This window comes from Advenella incenata (genome assembly GCF_004217095.1).
Classification (GTDB): domain Bacteria; phylum Pseudomonadota; class Gammaproteobacteria; order Burkholderiales; family Burkholderiaceae_B; genus Advenella; species Advenella incenata.
On sequence record NZ_SHKO01000005.1, the window covers coordinates 97,831 to 116,147 of the forward strand.

Consider the following 18,317-nt stretch of genomic DNA (forward strand, 5'->3'; position numbering starts at 1 on the left):
CTGGCTCCCGCATCATTGGCTTAACATTGCGCGCTCACGCAATTGATCAATCGTTGCCGATGCAGATATATATTGCAAACTGGTGCGCACCGAAATCACGGCTGGGCCACCTGCGGCGAGGGCGGTGCGCAGCGCCGCATCAATCTGCGAACTGTCATCAACGCGAATACCCAGTGCACCGAAATTGCGCGCCACTGCGGCAAAATCCGGATTACGAAGATCCGTTGCGCTCACCCGTTGCGGAAAATGCTTTTCCTGATGCATGCGGATCGTGCCATAGGCGCCGTTGTCGGAGATCACCAGTATCGGATGCGCACCATACTGGATGGCGGTGGCCAGTTCGTTGCCCGTCATCAGAAACCCGCCATCGCCTACAAAGCAGATGACCTGTCGGTCCGGATAGCGCAAGCTGGCCGCAACGGCAGCCGGCACCCCGTAGCCCATGGCGCCCGAAGAGGGGGCAACCATTTGTCTGCCACCGCCAAAACGCATCAGGCGCTGGACCCACCCGCCAAAATTGCCGGCATCAATCGTAATAATGGCGTCATCGGCCAGCAAACGGTCGGCAGCCTGCACCACACTCGAAAACACGACGCCATCTTCTGCATCGGCGGGCCCGTCCCAGTCTGTCAGCGATTGGGCCACCTGGTGCAGTTGCCGACTCCACACCTGATGGTCGGGATCTATTGTCGCCGGAGCAAAGTCGCACAGATCCACAAGAAACGATACGGGATCGGCCACCAGCCCCACGTCTGTCCGCCGCAACGCTCCCAATGCGGATGCGTCCGGCCAGACATGAATTAACGGTTGCAGCGGTTGCGGCGCGGCAGGAAAACGGTACCCTTGCGTGGTCACATCCCCCAGGCGGGTGCCAACAGCGATGACCAGATCGGCCTGGGCAACCGCCTGCGCCAGCGCGGCCGGCGCGCCATAGGCCAGGTGCCCGGCGAACAGTGGATGATCATTGGCAAGCAGATCGGCATGCCTGACTGCTGTTGCGACCGGCACACCAAAGGCCTGGGCAGTACACTGCAGCGCGGTCTGTCCTGCTTCGTTCTTGAGCAGTCCGCCGGCAATAATCAGTGGCCGGCGCGCCTGTTCAATCATGCTGGCAACTCGTTTGAGCGATAGGTCCGATGCGCCTGCTACCGGCAAAGGAAGACGATACGCCCTTTCGGTGTCGACCATGTCTTCGAGCATATCCTCTGGCAACGCAACCACAACCGGCCCCGGTGTGCCGCTGCACGCATAATGAAACGCCGTGGCAACGCACTCGGCCAGCCGTTGCGCATCATTGACCTCAACAACCCATTTGGCCATGCTGCCGAACACCTGCCCGTAGTCCACCTCCTGGAAGGCTGCCATATGACGATGCGCCCGTTCGACCTGGCCGATAAAGAGCACCAGCGGCACTGCGTCCTGCTGCGCCGTGTGCACGGCAATGGCCGCGTTCATGGCGCCCGGCCCACGACTGACCAGTGCGATACCCGGCCGCCCGGTAAGGCGCGCGTCGGCCACGGCCATGAAGCCGGCGCCCCCTTCATGACGGCAGGTCACCACGTCAATCCCCGCGTGATCCGAGAGCGCATCCAGCGCACTCAAATAGCTCTCTCCGGGCACGCAAAAGACTCGTTCTACATCATGCGCACTTAACACTTCAATCAATACATCCGCTGCTCTTCGCTTCATTGTCTGCTTCCGTCAAAAAATTCTTCGCCCTTGACCCGCTCAAGATCGGCCAATGCCTGTGTTCGCAGATTTTCAGGAAAACCGGCGTCAATGATCTGCTCAAGCGCCGCATAAAGCCGTTGCCAGCCGGCATTCGTGCGTAACGACACACCCAGGAAATGGCTTTCGGTCCTGGATCGCAACATCATGTACAGCACACCCGCCAGCATGATGCTTACCACTGCCGGCACGTCCAGTTCCTGCGTCAGCCCGTCTACCCGATCAATGAACGACCTTGCCGCCTTCTCGCGGCGCTGCGCCAGTTGCTCGGTTACCTCATTCTGTTCAATCAGCTCCCAGCGCCGGATTTCCCGCAAGCTTTCGCTGCCTGCGAGCGCTTCGATCTGGGCATGCAGCATCGACAAAATCAAGACGGCAGGCGTCTGCTGGCTGGACTCTTCATCCTTGATCAGCCCGGCGCGTGCCGTCCAGAAATCCTGTTCCTGCATCCAGGCAAGCAACAATCCCGGCATACCATCAAAGTAGCGATAGATCAGTTCCTTGCTCACGCCTGCCCGTTTGGCCACTGCGTTAACGCCCACGCCCACCATCCCGGTTTCATTGATCTGTTCTTCCAGCGCGTTCAAAAGCTTTCTCTCGGTGTTCTCACGACGCGACATGCACTGCCCTTCTCATGACGACTGTGGCCGAGGCGGGGTCCAGGCTGCGCACAAAGCAGCCATCCTGCACCTGTCCGATCAGCTCGCTGATCACATGCCCGATCAGGCGAGCACCCTGCCAGACTGGTGTACCGAGATAAACCGCAGTAAAACGACCTGACATCTGTGATATCTGCGCAGCAGCCGTTTCAATCAGCGCAATGTTTCCGTCAGCATCAAGCTGGATCCGATCGCTTTGTGCCGTTTGCAGCGCAACACCCTGCGGCAGCGACAAAAACTGATATTCGCTGGTATCACCACCGAGGCAGCCCCACGCCAGACTGCCAACGGCATCTGCTGTATCACGCATGAAATAAATCGAGTTGTGCAATATTGCCAGGCTCCTGCCCCCTTCACTGCGGTGAAAGCTGCCAAGATCCGCTCTTGAAGCCACTCGCTGGCTGTTGCCCCAGCCAATACGGCCCTGGGCATCAACGGCAATCAGCCCGGCGTCGCTTTGGTCATTGGCATGCAGTACGGCGTCCACAGCGTGTTGTGGCATTTCGCCGCTAGCCAGTCGCCGCAACACGGCACGATTCAAGGGCTCGCCGTCGCTTCCCGCACGGTTGGGCAGGCGATGACCGGATACCAGCCCGATGCCATCGAAGCCGGGCAAATACTGCTGCAGCGGCTCGGGCCTGTCGGGCCCGCTGGAAATGGCTGCAGCGCGTGTGGCCAGCAGCCATTCGTCTGGAATGGCCAGTTTTGCGGCCCCACCCCTCTGGGTCACGCAGTGGCATACTTTGCCATCGTGCAACATGGCTGCAAATACGGCAAAGCCGCCAATGGCGCCTCTTCCCAGCAATTCTGCCGCAAGCACCGCTGCACGTACTGATTCTCCCGCATTGGCGCCGCTGGCGGCTATTCCAATTGTCATAAAAAAGTCCATTGCAAAGTTCGTTGAGCGACAAAACAGATGCGTCATGCCAAATGTGACCGGGTGGTCATATTTAAATGCTAACACTATGGCATTCGAAATAACAAGCGTATTTTTCTAGGGAATACCCGTACCGATTGGACTCGCAGGACGCAATCGGACCGGACAAAAAAGAACCCCTTGCAGATCAACTCAAGCATTAATCGTGCCAATTAGTTTGCAGTACTTAGAAAGTCCCGCACTGATCTTTTTTGAACAGGTGCAGCTGTGCTGGCCAAGCCGTGGCACAGCAACCGCAATAGTCAGCAAATGATGTCTATTTACGTCAATATGACGCTAAAGCCTTGCGCCATCGGCAAATGCCAGTTGTAATTAACCGATCAAGCAAACCGCAAGGGTCCGGCCAATGTTACAGCGCATCGTTTTTGTCTTTTTGCTCTTTTTCTCTGCCCCTGCCCTTGCTGCGTGCGACAGCCCCGTCAAGTTCGCCGCGCTGACCTGGGAAAGTGGTCAATTTACCAGCGCTGTATTGCGGCTGATCGCAGAACGCGGCTACCAGTGCAAGACCACCGAGATTCCTGGCTCGGGCCCTGCCCAGGAAAATGCCCTGTCGCAAAATGACATTCAGGTGATTGGCGAAGTCTGGGTCGGGCGTTCCGAAGTCATGAACAAGGCGCTGCTGGAGAACAAGGCCGCCATGGTGGGCGACACGCTCAAAGGCGGGGCCCAGCAGGGCTGGTACGTGCCCGATTATGTCTGGGAGCAAAATCCGCAACTGCGTTCCTACAAGGATCTCGAGCGCTTTTCACAGTTGTTTCTGGACTCGGCAAGCGGCCCCAAACCTCGCTTCATGAACTGCCCGTCGGGCTGGACATGTGAAATATTCAATACCCGCCTGTTGCGTACGACCGGCCTGGACAAGACATTCGATAATGTTCACCCCGGTACCGGTGCGGCACTGGATGCGGAAATTTCCTCGGCCTATGAACAGAAGAAACCCCTGCTCTTTTATTACTGGCAGCCTACCGGGCTGATGGCCAAGTACACCTTCAAGGCGCTGGAATTTCCAAAAAATGAATCGGAATGCTGGGCCAGCCTGCTGGAAAAGGACGGCGACAAAAACTGTGTCACCGGTTTTCCTGTATCCAATTTGTCAATTGCTGTTTCCACGCCGTTCAAGGAGCAGCATCCGGATCTGATGCAGTTCTTTGAAAAAATCCAGTTCACCGCCGATCAATTGAACGGCGCTATTTTGCAGATGACCGAGAGCAAACGCGACGGCACCCGGCAGGCAGAACAATTTATCAAGGAACATCCCGAAGTCTGGCAGCAATGGGTCAGCCCCGAAGCGGCAGACCGGCTGCAGGCATGGACTGGGCAAACAGCAGCGGTAAGCAGCATCTTCCCTGACTGGTCCATCCAGGACAAGCTCAATAGCGGCCTCAAATCTGTCGTGGGTACCTATGGTGAATCCTTTCGGCAGGTCAGTGGATTTCTTACCCGCTATTTGCTCAGTCCGACGGTGCAGGCACTGGCGGCAATTCCAGCATGGCTGATGATTCTGCTCACGGCAGCGTTGGCCTGGCATAGTACACGCTCAATCATTTTTGCAGTGGCGTGCGCTATCGGGCTGTATGTAATTGGGGCCTTTGGCTTGTGGGCCGCATTGCTGCAGACGCTGGCGCTGTTGATTTGCGCAGTCATTATTACAGTGGTCATTGGGATACCCATAGGCATCTTCGTAGCGGCCCGCCCGCGCTTCTATCGTGTGCTGCAACCGGTGCTGGATGTCATGCAGACTATGCCAAGCTTTGTCTATCTCATTCCGGTGCTGATGCTTTTTGGCCTGGGTAATGTGCCCGCGCTTTTCGCAACGGTGATTTACGCCATCGCACCGCTGATCCGACTGACCGCACTGGGTATTTTGCAAATCAGTCGCGAAATGCATGAAACCGGCACGGCATTTGGCACCAATCGCTGGCAAATGCTTCGCTGGGTCATTCTGCCCCTGGCCAAGCCCAGCATCATGGCGGGCATCAACCAGGCGGTCATGATGTCCCTCTCGATGGTTGTACTGGCCTCCATGATCGGCGCGCCGGGTCTTGGCGAGCGAGTGCTGGAAGCGGTGCAGACACTGAACGTTGGCCAGGGCGTACAGGCGGGCAGCGCGATTGTCATTCTGGCAGTGATTATTGACCGCATCACCCAGGCCTACGGCAACCGCAGGAGAACACGATGAATACAGAGGCCATTGACGCCACCTTGGGCACAGTGCCAACCGGCGCCGGCAGCCCGGCAAGAGACGAACATTTCATTCGTCTTCAGAATATCAACAAGGTGTTTGGCGAGCGCCATAGCAAAGCCATGAAGTTACTGCATCAGGGATCGGACAATGAAGCAATTACCGCTGAAACCGGCTGCCATGTAGCGTTAAGAAATATCAATCTGGACATTCCTTCCAATGGCATTTATTGCATCATGGGCTTGTCGGGCTCGGGCAAATCCACCCTGCTGCGCCATATCAATCGCCTGATTGATCCGGACACCGGTACCGTTCAAATCCAGGACGTGGACGTGACTGCTTTGTCGATACCCGATCTGCAGAAGTTTCGCCAGAAGCGCATCGCCATGGTCTTTCAGCACTTTGGTCTGTTGCCGCATTTTACCGTGCAGCAGAATGCCGAATTTGCCCTGCGCGTACGCGGTGTGCCCAAGCCTGAGCGCGCAGAACAGGCGCGCTACTGGCTCAACGAAATGGAGCTGTCGGGCTACGAGGCACATTATTACGATGAGCTCTCCGGTGGCATGCGACAGCGGGTCGGCCTGGCGCGTGCATTGGCAGCCGGCACCGATATCCTGCTGATGGACGAACCGTTTTCCGCACTTGATCCGCTGATCAGGCGCAAGTTGCAGACACTGCTGCTGAATTTGCAGGATCGGCTGAACAAGACAATTGTGTTTATTACCCATGATGTGGAGGAAGCTCGAACACTGGGCGGTACTGTTGCCCTGCTCAATCAGGGCCGCCTGATTCAACAAGGTAGTTTGGAGCAGATGACGGCAAATCCGGCAGATGAATATGTGGCCAGTTTTTTGACTTCCTCGACAGAGGCGTCATGAGCGTATCCAGAGACTTTCTGGAGTATGTGCTGGATCTGCTGGCGCCGCTGGGGCCGATAACCACACGCAGAATGTTCGGCAGTGTCGGACTGTATCTTGACGGACGAATGTTTGCCATCGTCAGCGGTGACGACCGATTTTATGTCAAGTCCGATAGTCAGACCCGGGCACAGTTTGACGAAGCAGACTGTCCTGCGCTGACCTATACCACGACAAAACCCAACGGGGAGAGCAAGACAGTCGCGCTTTCATTTCGTGCCCCGCCCGAATCAGTCCTGGATGATCGTCAACAAATGCTGGACTGGGCGCAGCTTGGCGCTCAGGCGGCTGCTCGCATGCCAGAAAAGAAACAGCGGACACGTTCAGCAGGCTCGCCGGCCGAGGCGTACCGGCGCCGCAAGTGACCACATGACATCGCCTGCGCTGCCCAGCAGCGTCCTCCGCCCTGAACAGCGCACCAGCATCAATACAGCACTTCCGGCAGCCACAGTCCGATTTTAGGAAAGACATACAATAGAATCAGCGCCAGTATCTGTATGCCCATGAAGGGCAACATACCCAGGAATATCTGGTTCAGTGTCACGTGCGGCGGCGCAACGCCTTTCAGATAAAATGCCGACATGGCCACGGGCGGGGACAGAAATGCGGTCTGCAGATTCATCGCGACCAGAATGCCGAAAAACAGCGGGTCGATATTGTAATGCGCCAGCAAAGGCAGAAATATCGGCATGAAAATAACGATAATTTCTGTCCACTCCAGCGGCCATCCCAGCAGGAAAATCACAATCTGAGCAAGAATCATGAACTCCAGCGGCGTCAGGTCCATCGACACGACCCAGGTATTGATGATTTCCTGCCCGCCCAGCAAGGCAAAGGCTGCCGAGAAAATACTGGAGCCAACGAACAGCCAGCACACCATGGCGCTGGTTCTTGCCGCCAGATACACCGACTCCTTGAGCATCGGCATATTCAGCCGTCGGTAACACAGGGCCAGCAATATACCGCCAAAAGCCCCCATTGCCGCGGCTTCCGACGGTGTGGCAAAACCAAAGACAATACTGCCGAGCACCGCCAGAATCATAATCGCCAGCGGGAAAAAAGACGCCATCAACATCTTGAAAATTTCCAGCCGGGCAAAGGTGAACCAAGCATAGAACGCAATCATCAGCGCCAGCCCCGCGGCAAACACAATCCAGAAGGTTGGCGATACGCCTGGCGCGTCGGCCTCGGGCGTGGTCGACGCGCTGGCTGCATTCTGTTCAGATTGCGGTGGCGTGGCGCCTGGCGGCTGCGCTACAGTGCCCGGCGGTTCAGCCAATGTGGCGCCCGGCGGCTCGGCAAGAGATCCGGGCGGCTCGGCCAGCCCTGATCCGGCCGGCTCCTGCAGCGAACCGGCATACTGCACCGTTGAAGGCGCATTGAGCGAGCCCATTTCCGTCAGCGTGCTTGCCTGTTGCGTGGTGGGCAGTGACAGTTTGTAGCTAAGCCCGATCGCGCAGGCGAACATGATGGCGGGAATCAGGACAATGAATAATTGCTTGAGTATCACCGAGGCCGGAATGGCGATATTGCGCTCGCCCTTGAGGGCACGCAGCAAGCCCGGGAGTGCCTTGTTGCTGATGCTGTTTTTGATGCTGGCAGCAAATTCAGGCAACGGAATCCGGCGCTCTTCCTCCGACAAGGGCGGTGCCCAGGCAGGTTTTATTTTTGCCACCACAATGATATACACCACGTACATACCGGCAAGCATGAGGCCCGGAAAAAATGCTGCAGCATATAATTTAACAACCGATACACCCGCCACCGCCCCATACACAATCAACAGCACCGAAGGCGGGATCAAAATTCCCAGGCAACCGCCTGCAGTAATCACACCGGCCGACAGTTTGACGTCATAGCCCGCCTTGAGCATGGCCGGCAACGCCAGCAGGCCCATAAGCGTAACCACGGCGCCAACGATACCGGTGGCGGTTGCAAACACCGCGCAGGTAATCACGGTTGCCACTGCAAGCGATCCGGGAATCTTGGCCATCACCAGATGCAGGCTTTTGAACAGCTTCTCAATCAGGTTGGCGCGTTCGACCAAATAGCCCATGAAGATGAACAGCGGAACGGCAATCAGCACGTCATTTGTCATGACGGCGTAAGTGCGCAACACCATCAGGTCCAGCGTCTGCTCTATGGCTAGCTTGGGACCCATTGCGCGATAGGCAAACAGCGTAAATATGACGCCCATGCCCATCAACGTGAATGCGGTGGGAAAACCAAGCATGATGGTGACCACAATCAACGCCAGCATCAACAGGCCCAGATGGCCATTGGTAATATCGGCTGGGGCTGGCATGAAAATAACCAGGGCAGCGACAATCGCAATCAGGATACTGATACCGAACCAGGCCTCTTTTCTCATGCTTTGTCCCCTTGTTTTGCGATGTACCGGTCGGCTTCCTGAATGTCGGCATCGGTCACGTTGACCATGTCTTTCAGTTTATCGACATCGACCTCTTCGACGTCAATGTCCCTGGAGGGCCACTCGCCGAAACGCAAACACTGCACGCATCGCACAACCTCGACAATGCCTTGCATGATCAGCGCAAAACCGGCAATGGGAATAATTGCCTTGAATGGATAAATAGGCGGACCATCCGCGGTAATGGTCGAGTGCTCATTGATGACAAAAGACTCGGAAGCATAGTTATATCCAGCCCATACCAGGGCAATAACGCCAGGGAAGAAAAACAGGATATACAAAATGAGATCGAGCAGCGCCTGCAGGCGAGGCGGAAAGAATCCGTAAAGCACATCACCGCGCACATGACCATTCTTGCCCAATGTATAAGCACCCGCCATCATGAACAAGGCGCCATACAGCATATTCATGACATCAAATGCCCAGGCGTGCGGATTTTTAAACGCGTAACGGGAGAACACTTCGTAAGTGACAAACAGCGTGAGAATCAGCGCACACCAGCCGAATAGCTGTCCGATCCAGGTATTGACCTGATCAATACGGTGGAGAACTCTTTTCATTAACAAACTCCTGGGACAGAGCAATAAACAATCCCTTGCGCCGAATGCGGGTTGTCATTCTTGAGGCTGCTGGCGCAACACCCGACGATCGCGCTGAATTCGCAGCCAAAGCGCGCATCCAGCCATCATCCGGTCATCGCGGCCAGCACGCCGACGCGACAGGAACCGGCACCGGCACGCAGCGCCGGCGCCATCTATCGGGTGCCTAACCCGCAGCCTTCTTCACAAAGTAATGGTTATAGGCCATACGACGATTGTTATTGGTATCCATATCCCAGGCCACTGCCCGCTCGGCGAATTTGCGCTGTGACTGTTCAATTTCCTTGAACAGCGCATTGTTTTCCGCTTTCTTGGTAATGATATCGTCCCAAGTGGTCAATTGCTGTTGCAGGATGGCGTCGGGCGTCTTGTAGAATTTGACGTTGTCCTCTGTTTTGAGCTTGATATAGTCCTGGGAATAACGGTCAATCGCTTTCCACGACATATCGGCCGATGCCGCTTCGACCGCATTCTGAATAATGGCTTTCATTTTGTCGGGCAGGCTATTGTATTTGTCCTTGTTGAAGGTAATTTCAAATGTCTCGGAAGATTGGTGAAAGCTTTGCAGCATGCAAACCTTCGACACATCCGGGAATCCCAGCAACCGATCAGACGATGCGTTATTGAACTCGGCGCCATCGAGCAGGCCGCGATCCAACGCGGGTACGATTTCGCCACCCGGCAACGCATTGACCGCAGCGCCCATGGCTGTAAACAAATCGATGGCCAGGCCATTGGTGCGAAATTTCATGCCCTTCAGATCTTCTGCCTTCGCGATGGGTTTCTTGAACCAGCCCAGCGCCTGCGTCGGCATGGGGCCACTCAGAAAGGACACGACATTGCCACCGATGGATTCATACAGTTTGGCCAGCAGTTCCTTGCCACCGCCGTATTTGTGCCAGGCCAGCAGCATATTGGCGTCCATCCCAAATGCCGGTCCCGAGGAAAACAGGGCCAGCGCATTCTGCTTGCCATAACTGTAGCCTAATACACCATGTCCGCCATCCAGCGTGCCTTTGGACACCGCATCCAGCAAGGCAAAAGCCGGCACCACGGCCCCCGCGGGGAGCACTTCAATCTTGAGCTCACCACCGGTCATGTCATTGACTTTTTTCGCAAAGTCATTGGCATACTCGTGGAAAATATCAACGGTTGGCCAGGTACTCTGAAAACGGAAATTGATCGGCGTCTGTGCACTGACAATGGCTGGAAATCCCATCCCCACCGCGGCGACCGAACCGGCTGCTGCTCCTCCCAGAAACTTGCGACGTGATGATTTTGGTGTTGCTGTCTGACGTTTTTTCGCAATGCGAGTTGTCATAATTGTCTCCTTTGTACCTGTAATCTAATCATTGTTTATCGTTTTTCATACATGTTACAAACTGCGACTGCAATGAAGTTTATACGCACAGAATCCAGTGTTGTCAAGAATATTCAGACATCTGTAAGTACGCTTGGAATTTGCCAACTTTCGACGTAGACCATGGGCGCCAGCTTACCATGCGCGCCGCCCGCTCCTGGCGGGCGTTACGGCGCAAGTCTGGCGGCACCGCAAGGCGATTGCAACTGCAATATACCCAGGAAAACCCCCATGCCTGCCAGACATATTTGCGCGCCGGGCTGGTCAATAGCAGATCCCTGCAAACCGTCACTGAACCGTCATCTGCCCTGCCCAAAAAGTGATTGTCGGACGGTGCCTCAATTGTTGCAGGCGGGGATGAATTTTTCTGTGTTTATTTCAAAAAAATGCTAATATTGGATCCAATTTAGGATTCAATATAATGATGTCCCGAAGGTTGCCCCGCATTCATCAGCCATCCCGTTTATGGTTTATAAGTGCTCACTGTTGCGGGGCAAGCGGTCCGCAAAACAGGTGGGCCGGCAGTATCTCTCGCGTATAAATTCAAGAGCCTCCAATTACCAGCCTTGCAACAACAAACCCCGTTACCCTGTCGGCGCAAACCGTTACAGACCAACTGCGCGCGCTTATCCTTGACGGTTCACTAGGCATCGGGGTGCAGTTAAAGCAAGAGGCGCTGGCGCGCAAGTTCGGTGTCAGCCGCATTCCCATACGGGAAGCACTCAAGCGGCTGGAAGCCGAAGGGCTGGTCGCGCACACTGCGCATCAGGGTTCAGTGGTGGCCTCACGATCCATAGATGATCTGCTGGAAACGCTGGATATCAGAATCGGACTGGAATCGCGCGCGCTTGTCCTGGCCATTCCATATATGACGCCTGCCATACTCAGAAAGGCTGAGACCATCCTTGCACGCTACGATGCCAGCGATATGCCTGGCGAATGGTCCGAGCTGAATCTGGCATTTCACTTGTGTTTATATAAACCTTGCGGCAGGCAGCGGCTTTTGTCGATGATTGAAAGCCTGGTCAGAAGCGTGGACATCCATTTGCGGGCGCATCAATCGGCTGCGATTGGCAGAAAATCGCCCCAAAAAGATCATCGCGCCCTGCTTGAGGCCTGCAGGGCCGGCAACGCCGAACGAGCACGAAAGCTGCTTGAACGCCACATCGTCCAGACCCAGCAAGCCCTGCACAATGCCCGACCACAAGCGCTCTGAGTGAGCGTGACAATACTGCCAAACAATCGTCGTAATGTACTTTTGCCACCCACTTACTTTTCACTGAGCCTTTCCCATGCCTGCACACCAGCACCTGTTTGACGTTGCCATTATCGGTGGCGGAATTATCGGCTCAGCCACCGCCTACTATCTTGTACAACAGAATCCACAACTGTCGGTTTGCGTGATTGAACCAGACCCCAGTTACGAGCTGGCCTCGGCCTTGCGCTCTTCGGGCGGCTGTCGCGTACAGTTCACCGGCACGGAAAACATTGCGATGTCGCTATACAGCATCGACTTCATCAGGAACTTTGAGCGCACCATGGCCACCGCACAACATCCGGCGCCTGTGGACTGGGTCGAGGGTGGCTACCTTTTTGTCGTTCCACCCGAAGACACCAAAAACCTTGAGAGAAACGCACGTTTCCAGCAATCCCAGGGTTGCACGCTGGACCTGCTGTCGCCAGCGGAGCTAAAAGACCGATTCCCGGCGATGTATGTGGGCGATCTGGGCGCAGGCGTACATACGCCCCATGATGGCTGGTGTGACCCGTATGGACTACTGTGGGGCTTGCGTCGCAAAGCCATAGCGCTTGGCGCGCAATACATTGCCGACCGGGTTGTGGCCGCCGATCATGACGCAACCAAGGCAAAGTCAGTCACCTTGAGCAATGGGCAGGTGATTCGGGCCGCTGCATTTGTCAACGCCACTGGTGCCTGGTCGGGCGACGTCGCCCGATTATTCAATATGCCATTACCGATAGCGCCGGTGCGACGCTTCGAACATTACTTCACGCCGGGCAGTCACGTGGGTCAATTGCCCTATGTCAAGGATACGGCCAGGCTGGCCTTCCGTTCCGAAGGACAGGGCTATTCCGGAGGGCTGGTCGATGGGGACGTACCACGCGGCTACAATTTTGAAGTTGATCACCATAACTTCGAAAACGTGGTCTGGCCGGCGGTCGCGCATCGCTTTCCAGCCTTTGAAGCCGCCCGTTGCCACCGCAGCTGGGCCGGGCTGTACGAAGTAAACGAACTGGACGGCAATCCGGTGATCGGCGCATGGAATGCGCGCCTGCCCAACCTTTATACCGTAGCTGGTTTTTCAGGGCATGGCATGATGCACGCGCCTGCTGCCGGTCGCGGCATTGCAGAGCTGATCGTTCACGGCCGATTTCAGACCATTGACCTGTCTCGCCTTGGCTATGAGCGAGTCGAGCAAAACGCTCCCTATCCTGAACAGGGCATCCTGTGACCGCGGCAAAACGGACCGGACCATGCCCTCATCTGCCCTGCCGGGTCTGACATGCTCACGGGCACCTGCCCCCCGTGCTCGGACCCGGAGCCCTCTATACGTGCCGCATGAGGCCGCCATCGACCCGAATATTCTGCCCTGTAATGTAACCAGCCCCTTCGGAGGCCAGGAAGGCCACTTTAAAACCGTCTTGCGCCAGCCGGGTCGCCGCGTGCGCGCCCATGCCACTGCCACCTGCCGTGATTACTGCGACTTTTTCAACTGTCATTAATTGCTCCTGGTTGTTTTCTGTGAGGTTACTCCACCCCGCTCTGACAAGGAAACACATCATGCCCCGGCGTGAATTATCGGCCCAGTCCAGCCGGCACTAGCGCTCACTCACGACAATTTCATCGCCGATTGCATAAAACTGACCGCCGGCGATATAGTGCAGCGTACGCAAGGCAGGGTCTGCGCTGGCAAACTCCCAATGCCCATTCCGGAAAACGCGGCTGTCGGCCCAGGCGCCAATAATTTCAGCAATAAAAAGGTCATAGCGCGTCTGATTGTGTGGCTCCGGGATCAGCCTGCAGGCCAGCCATGCAGCACATCCCGCGACAAAAGGCAGATCAAATCCGTCCATGCGAAATATCTTGGTGCCGGCAGTTTCAAGCTTGCCGGGCTCATCATCCAGGCCATGGTTTCCAACATAGTGAGTCATCTGTGCCTGTGCAACCGTCGGCATCTGCACGACAAACGTACCGGCATTCTCGACAAGCCTGCGTGTGCAAGTACTTTTATCCAGCACCACAGTCAGTTTCGGAGGCGAAAAATCAAGCCCACAGGCCCACGCTGCCGCCATGACATCCTGCACCCCGTCATGGACGGCCGACACCAGGGTTGTGGGACCGTGATTGACCAGCCGATAGGACTTTTCCAGAGGAACGGGTTCGATATACTGATTCATGATGCATCCTGCAAATATGAGTGAAACGCTGGCGCGTTTAGCCAGCCTTGACGGCCTTGCTCCTACCGGTTTCACCGAATTGAACACCCCGTTCACTTTTGGTGAAGTCAGCGTTTTTCATTGACAAATAGACTGACCGTCTGCTGATCGATACTATTGGTCATGAAATGTAGACATATATATGACCAATAGCATTATAAATTCAAACATAATCAGGACGAGACATGACACACGGCTATTTGATCAAAGGCCTGCTGGCAACTGCCATGCTGGCACTCACGGCAGGCGCATGCGCGGCCCCAGCACAGTATCCAGCCAAGCCAATTACGATTGTGGTTGGCTTTCCGCCGGGAACCTCGACCGATGCCATTGCCCGTATCCTTGCCAATAAAATGAGCAAAGACCTGGGACAGCCTATCATCGTCGAAAACAAGCCAGGCGTGGGTGGCAGCCTGGGGGCCGGTCTGGTTGCCAAGGCCAGGCCCGATGGCTATACGCTGGTGCTATCGGCCACGGCACCCATGAACATCAATCCGCACGTATACAAGTCCCTGACCTATGATGCAACAAAAGATTTCGAACCGATAGGGCAAACGACCTGGCTACCCTATGTACTGGTCACCAACAACAGCAAAGGGTTAAAAACCTTTAAAGACCTGATCGCCTATGCAAAAAGCAACCCGGAGAAACTGACCTTTGCCTCTATCGGCAAAGGCACGACCAGTCACCTGTTGATGGAATTACTGATGAAGGAGACCGGCACAAAAATGGTGCACGTGCCCTATTCGGGCAGCACCCAGTCCCAGACAGACGTGATAGGCGGCAATGTCGATATGACATTTGACACCGTCGTGTCAGCGATGCCCCACGTCAAATCTGGCAAACTGAATGGCCTGGCCGTCAGCGTAGCAAACCGCGCCAAGCTGGCGCCCGACATTCCAACCATTCAGGAACAGGGCTTGCCCAACTTCAACATGGGTGCCTGGCTGGGAGTATTCGCCCCCAAAGGCACGCCGCGCGACATTGTGAATCAGTTGCACACCGAATTGAATCGAACGCTCAGTGATAAGCCAACCAATGACAAACTGGTGGCACTCGGTTCCGAAGTCGTCATGAGCGAGACGCCCGAGGCCTTCGGGAAAATGGTCCAGGAAAACTATGACACCTGGGGAAACATTGTAAAAGAAGCAGGAGTAGATCAAAAATGAAATACAGCAATACCGAATGGGAAGCCCGCGTTGACCTGGCGGCATGCTACCGGCTCATGCCGCTCTTCGGCATGAGCGATCTGGTATACAACCATATTACTGCACGCATTCCCGGTACCGATGACGAGATACTGATCAATCCTTATGGCTATATGTATGAAGAAATCACAGCTTCCAGCCTGATCAAAATCAATATAAAAGGCGAGGTGCTCGATAACCCGCACGCAGATGGCACTAGCATCAATCAGGCCGGATACGTAATTCACAGTGCCGTGCACGCGTCGCGCCATGACGTCGGTTGTGTTATTCATACCCATTCTCGGGCGGGAATGGCCGTATCTGCAATGGAATGCGGTTTGCTGCCAATTACGCAGACGTCAATGCGCTTTAAGGACATTGCCTATCACGACTACGAGAGTGTCGCCATCGACATGGATGAGCAGCAGCGCCTTGTAGCCGATCTTGGCCACCAGGACGCAATGATTCTGCGCAACCATGGATTGCTGGTGGCCTCGCCATCCATTGCTGAAGCATTCAACGCCATGTACTGGCTGGAGATGGCGTGCCGGGCCCAGGTTGATGCATTGGCCGGCAACACCAAGTTGATTATCCCTTCAGCAGAAGTAGTAGAAAAAACACATCACCTGTACCAACCCAGCGTAAGACGTCCATTCGGCATCATGGAGTGGCCGGCCATGCGTCGCTATCTGGATCGCCGCGATGCGAGCTACAAAGACTGAAACGTATGACCGAAACCTGTCAGAACACACTGTTCGATTTACGCAATCAGGTGGCGTTTGTCACCGGTTCGACCCGCGGCCTGGGCTATGAAATAGCCCGGGGTTTAGGACAAGCCGGTGCAACGGTCATTGTTCACGGTCGCGATGAAAGCAGCGCACAAGCCGCGTCCCGCAAACTGCAAGCCCAGGGGCTGGCGACAGCCTGGGTGGCATTTGACCTGGACGATCGGGAGGCCTGCCAGCGCGCCTTTGAACAAATAAGAGATAGCCATCAGCGTCTTGATATCCTGGTAAACAATGCGAGCATCAGAATGCGTCGGCGATTGCAGGATATTGACGCCATGGAGCTCGAAGCCATCACGCGCACCAATATTCTGTCTACCATTGAAATTTCACGTGCGGCCGTCTCCCTGATGAAGTTAAATCATTACGGACGAATCATTACGATCAGTTCAATCGCAGGACAAATCGTTCGTTTTGGCGATTTTATCTATCCGGTAACCAAACAGGCGCTCAATACCGTGACCCGCTCGTTAGCGGTCGAATTTGGGCGGGACGGTATATTGAGCAATGCCATCGCACCGGGGACTTTCGCCACTCAATTTAATCAGGCGTTGATCGAAAACCCCGACAATATTGCCAAAATGCAGGAACGTAATCCCCTGCAACGCTGGGGTAACCCCGTAGAAATTGTGGGCCCGGTACTTTTCCTTGCCTCGGCCGCAGCCTCGTATGTAAACGGTCAGGTATTGGCGGTAGACGGCGGATTCTCCATTTCGTTCTAGCGCCTGGTAAACGCATACCGGGCGCTGGCCTGCCCCGACTTGATGCGCTATATATGTGCGCCGGATGAACGCCGCAGCGCAGTCGAATTCACAATTATTGAATATTGAGCGCCTTCAATGGCGCGCCAGTTCTGATGGGTGACATAAATACTCTCTATAATGGCAGAATACATCCTACGGAGCATAGCGAGTGTCATTTCTTTACGTTCTGATTCTGGTCTTGCCGGCGCTTGCAACGGCGCTCGCCTTTTTACCCAGCAGCCACTGGAGCATTCGCAGCCTGGATTTTCCCAGGGTCCAGATCGCTGTCCTGTGTCTGGCAAGCCTGATAGTCACTGCCTTGAATCCACCCACGCAGGTCTGGACGGTGCTGTTCCTCGTGACGGCAAACCTGATCGCCCTCATCTACCAACTCTATAAAATATTCCCGTATACGCGCCTGGCAAAAACAGAGGTCCTGAGCAGCCAGGTGCCCGATGATGAACGGACCGTATCGCTGCTTTCCTCCAATGTCCTGACTCCCAACCGCCGTAGCGATGCGCTGATTACACTGGTCAGGCAATACAAACCTGATCTGCTGCTGACGCTCGAATCTGACACGTGGTGGCAGCATGCCCTGGCCAGCCTGGAACACGACTACCCGTACCGCGTGGCCATCCCCCTGGACAACCTGTACGGCATGCATCTGTATTCGCGTCTGCCACTCGAAGATACCGAGGTTTTATATCGGGTTGAGGAAGATATTCCCTCCATTCGCAGCCAGGTAGTATTGCGCTCCGGTGAAAAAATCCGGATTTACTGCCTGCATCCGACACCGCCCAGCCCAACCGAAAGCGAAACATCAAAACCCAGGGATGCGGAACTGCTACTGGTGGGCAAACAGATACGGGAACTGGACGAGACCGCATTGGTCTTTGGCGATCTGAATGACGTGGCCTGGTCACACTCCACCCGCCTGTTCAAGAAAGTAAGCGAATTACTTGACGCGCGTATCGGGCGTGGCATGTTCAATACCTTCCATGCACACTATCGCTTTTTGCGCTGGCCGCTGGATCATATTTTCCAGAGTGCCGAGTTCCAGATTAAACACATGGCCAAGTTACCCGATATCGGGTCCGATCATTTTCCCATTTACGCAAAATTTCAGTACTGCCCTGCGCAGGAAGATTTGCATGAAGTAGAAACGGCCGATACCGAAGAGATGGCGCAGGCAGACGAAAAAATTGCCGAAGGACGTCAAGAGGCTCAATAACGGCTGTGATTGAACCACAGCCCACAGCCTCTTGGCGCCAATAAACCGGCACATATGACAGATGATTGATGTCGTTGCAAACGGATGAGCGCTACTCTGTCA

General features: G+C 55.3%; 18 protein-coding genes and 1 pseudogene. 11 read left to right on the forward strand and 8 right to left on the reverse strand.

Going from position 1 to position 18,317, the window contains the following annotated elements; all coding sequences use genetic code 11:
* Positions 1-12 precede the first annotated feature (12 nt).
* From EV681_RS20950 to EV681_RS20960, 3 genes are read right to left on the reverse strand one after another with little or no spacing between them, the layout of a single operon-like run.
* The gene (locus EV681_RS20950) at positions 13-1,689 is read right to left on the reverse strand and encodes a thiamine pyrophosphate-dependent enzyme (RefSeq protein WP_130305150.1); all 1,677 of its coding nucleotides are present in this window, start codon (positions 1,687-1,689) and stop codon (positions 13-15) included.
* A complete protein-coding gene (locus EV681_RS20955) occupies positions 1,686-2,348 on the reverse strand; it encodes a TetR/AcrR family transcriptional regulator (protein WP_128396453.1) in 663 nt (220 codons plus the stop codon). The genes EV681_RS20950 and EV681_RS20955 overlap by 4 nt, the downstream gene beginning before the upstream one ends.
* Positions 2,335-3,264, reverse strand: a complete 930-nt coding sequence (locus tag EV681_RS20960) for a DUF6963 family protein (protein ID WP_130305151.1) — start codon at positions 3,262-3,264, stop codon at positions 2,335-2,337. The genes EV681_RS20955 and EV681_RS20960 overlap by 14 nt, the downstream gene beginning before the upstream one ends.
* 406 nt (positions 3,265-3,670) lie before the next feature.
* Here EV681_RS20960 and EV681_RS20965 point away from each other — a divergent pair, with 406 nt between their 5' ends.
* The 3 genes from EV681_RS20965 to EV681_RS20975 are packed head-to-tail and all read left to right on the forward strand — an operon-like array spanning position 3,671 to position 6,788.
* Entirely contained in the window at positions 3,671-5,503 is a 1,833-nt protein-coding gene (locus EV681_RS20965) for a glycine betaine ABC transporter substrate-binding protein (RefSeq protein ID WP_130305152.1), read from the forward strand.
* On the forward strand, positions 5,500-6,384 hold the full coding sequence (locus EV681_RS20970) for an ATP-binding cassette domain-containing protein (RefSeq protein ID WP_242612344.1): 885 nt from the start codon (positions 5,500-5,502) through the stop codon (positions 6,382-6,384). Before EV681_RS20965 ends, EV681_RS20970 begins: the two co-directional genes overlap by 4 nt.
* Positions 6,381-6,788, forward strand: a complete 408-nt coding sequence (locus tag EV681_RS20975; RefSeq protein WP_130305153.1) for a TfoX/Sxy family protein — start codon at positions 6,381-6,383, stop codon at positions 6,786-6,788. The genes EV681_RS20970 and EV681_RS20975 overlap by 4 nt, the downstream gene beginning before the upstream one ends.
* Before the next feature lie 59 nt (positions 6,789-6,847).
* Here EV681_RS20975 and EV681_RS20980 read toward each other — a convergent pair whose 3' ends face one another.
* Positions 6,848-8,794 carry a TRAP transporter large permease gene (locus EV681_RS20980; RefSeq protein ID WP_130305154.1) on the reverse strand — a complete coding sequence of 649 codons (1,947 nt, stop codon included), beginning with the start codon at positions 8,792-8,794 and terminating at the stop codon, positions 6,848-6,850.
* Entirely contained in the window at positions 8,791-9,414 is a 624-nt protein-coding gene (locus tag EV681_RS20985) for a TRAP transporter small permease subunit (protein WP_128396458.1), read from the reverse strand. The genes EV681_RS20980 and EV681_RS20985 overlap by 4 nt, the downstream gene beginning before the upstream one ends.
* Positions 9,415-9,458: 44 nt before the next feature.
* Between EV681_RS20985 and EV681_RS22600 the strand changes: the two genes are divergently transcribed.
* A complete protein-coding gene (locus tag EV681_RS22600) occupies positions 9,459-9,623 on the forward strand; it encodes a hypothetical protein (RefSeq protein ID WP_165393164.1) in 165 nt (54 codons plus the stop codon).
* On the opposite strand, the gene EV681_RS20990 is transcribed toward EV681_RS22600, so the two are convergent.
* Complete coding sequence (locus tag EV681_RS20990) at positions 9,620-10,774, reverse strand: TRAP transporter substrate-binding protein (protein WP_128396459.1); 1,155 nt, start codon at positions 10,772-10,774, stop codon at positions 9,620-9,622. The genes EV681_RS22600 and EV681_RS20990 overlap by 4 nt on opposite strands.
* A 140-nt stretch (positions 10,775-10,914) precedes the next feature.
* Between EV681_RS20990 and EV681_RS20995 the strand changes: the two genes are divergently transcribed.
* From EV681_RS20995 to EV681_RS21005, 3 genes are all read left to right on the forward strand, one after another.
* The gene (locus EV681_RS20995; RefSeq protein ID WP_130305155.1) at positions 10,915-11,136 is read left to right on the forward strand and encodes a hypothetical protein; all 222 of its coding nucleotides are present in this window, start codon (positions 10,915-10,917) and stop codon (positions 11,134-11,136) included.
* Between the two features lie 266 nt (positions 11,137-11,402).
* Positions 11,403-12,029, forward strand: a complete 627-nt coding sequence (locus tag EV681_RS21000) for a GntR family transcriptional regulator (RefSeq protein ID WP_278044100.1) — start codon at positions 11,403-11,405, stop codon at positions 12,027-12,029.
* A gap of 76 nt (positions 12,030-12,105) precedes the next feature.
* The gene (locus EV681_RS21005) at positions 12,106-13,284 is read left to right on the forward strand and encodes an NAD(P)/FAD-dependent oxidoreductase (protein WP_128396462.1); all 1,179 of its coding nucleotides are present in this window, start codon (positions 12,106-12,108) and stop codon (positions 13,282-13,284) included.
* A 148-nt stretch (positions 13,285-13,432) separates the two neighbouring features.
* Here the strand turns inward: EV681_RS21005 and EV681_RS21010 are convergent.
* Both EV681_RS21010 and EV681_RS21015 read right to left on the reverse strand, forming a co-directional pair.
* A pseudogene (locus EV681_RS21010) lies at positions 13,433-13,552 on the reverse strand (SDR family oxidoreductase); the annotation flags it as partial.
* A gap of 99 nt (positions 13,553-13,651) precedes the next feature.
* Complete coding sequence (locus EV681_RS21015; protein ID WP_128396463.1) at positions 13,652-14,230, reverse strand: flavin reductase family protein; 579 nt, start codon at positions 14,228-14,230, stop codon at positions 13,652-13,654.
* A gap of 224 nt (positions 14,231-14,454) precedes the next feature.
* Between EV681_RS21015 and EV681_RS21020 the strand changes: the two genes are divergently transcribed.
* The 4 genes from EV681_RS21020 (at position 14,455) to EV681_RS21035 (ending at position 18,215) form a co-directional block, all read left to right on the forward strand.
* Complete coding sequence (locus EV681_RS21020) at positions 14,455-15,438, forward strand: Bug family tripartite tricarboxylate transporter substrate binding protein (RefSeq protein ID WP_242612346.1); 984 nt, start codon at positions 14,455-14,457, stop codon at positions 15,436-15,438.
* The gene (locus EV681_RS21025) at positions 15,435-16,178 is read left to right on the forward strand and encodes a class II aldolase/adducin family protein (protein ID WP_128396464.1); all 744 of its coding nucleotides are present in this window, start codon (positions 15,435-15,437) and stop codon (positions 16,176-16,178) included. Before EV681_RS21020 ends, EV681_RS21025 begins: the two co-directional genes overlap by 4 nt.
* 5 nt (positions 16,179-16,183) lie before the next feature.
* A complete protein-coding gene (locus EV681_RS21030; RefSeq protein WP_128396465.1) occupies positions 16,184-16,963 on the forward strand; it encodes an SDR family oxidoreductase in 780 nt (259 codons plus the stop codon).
* Positions 16,964-17,153: 190 nt separating this feature from the next.
* Entirely contained in the window at positions 17,154-18,215 is a 1,062-nt protein-coding gene (locus EV681_RS21035; protein WP_130305157.1) for an endonuclease/exonuclease/phosphatase family protein, read from the forward strand.
* Positions 18,216-18,317: the final 102 nt, after the last annotated feature.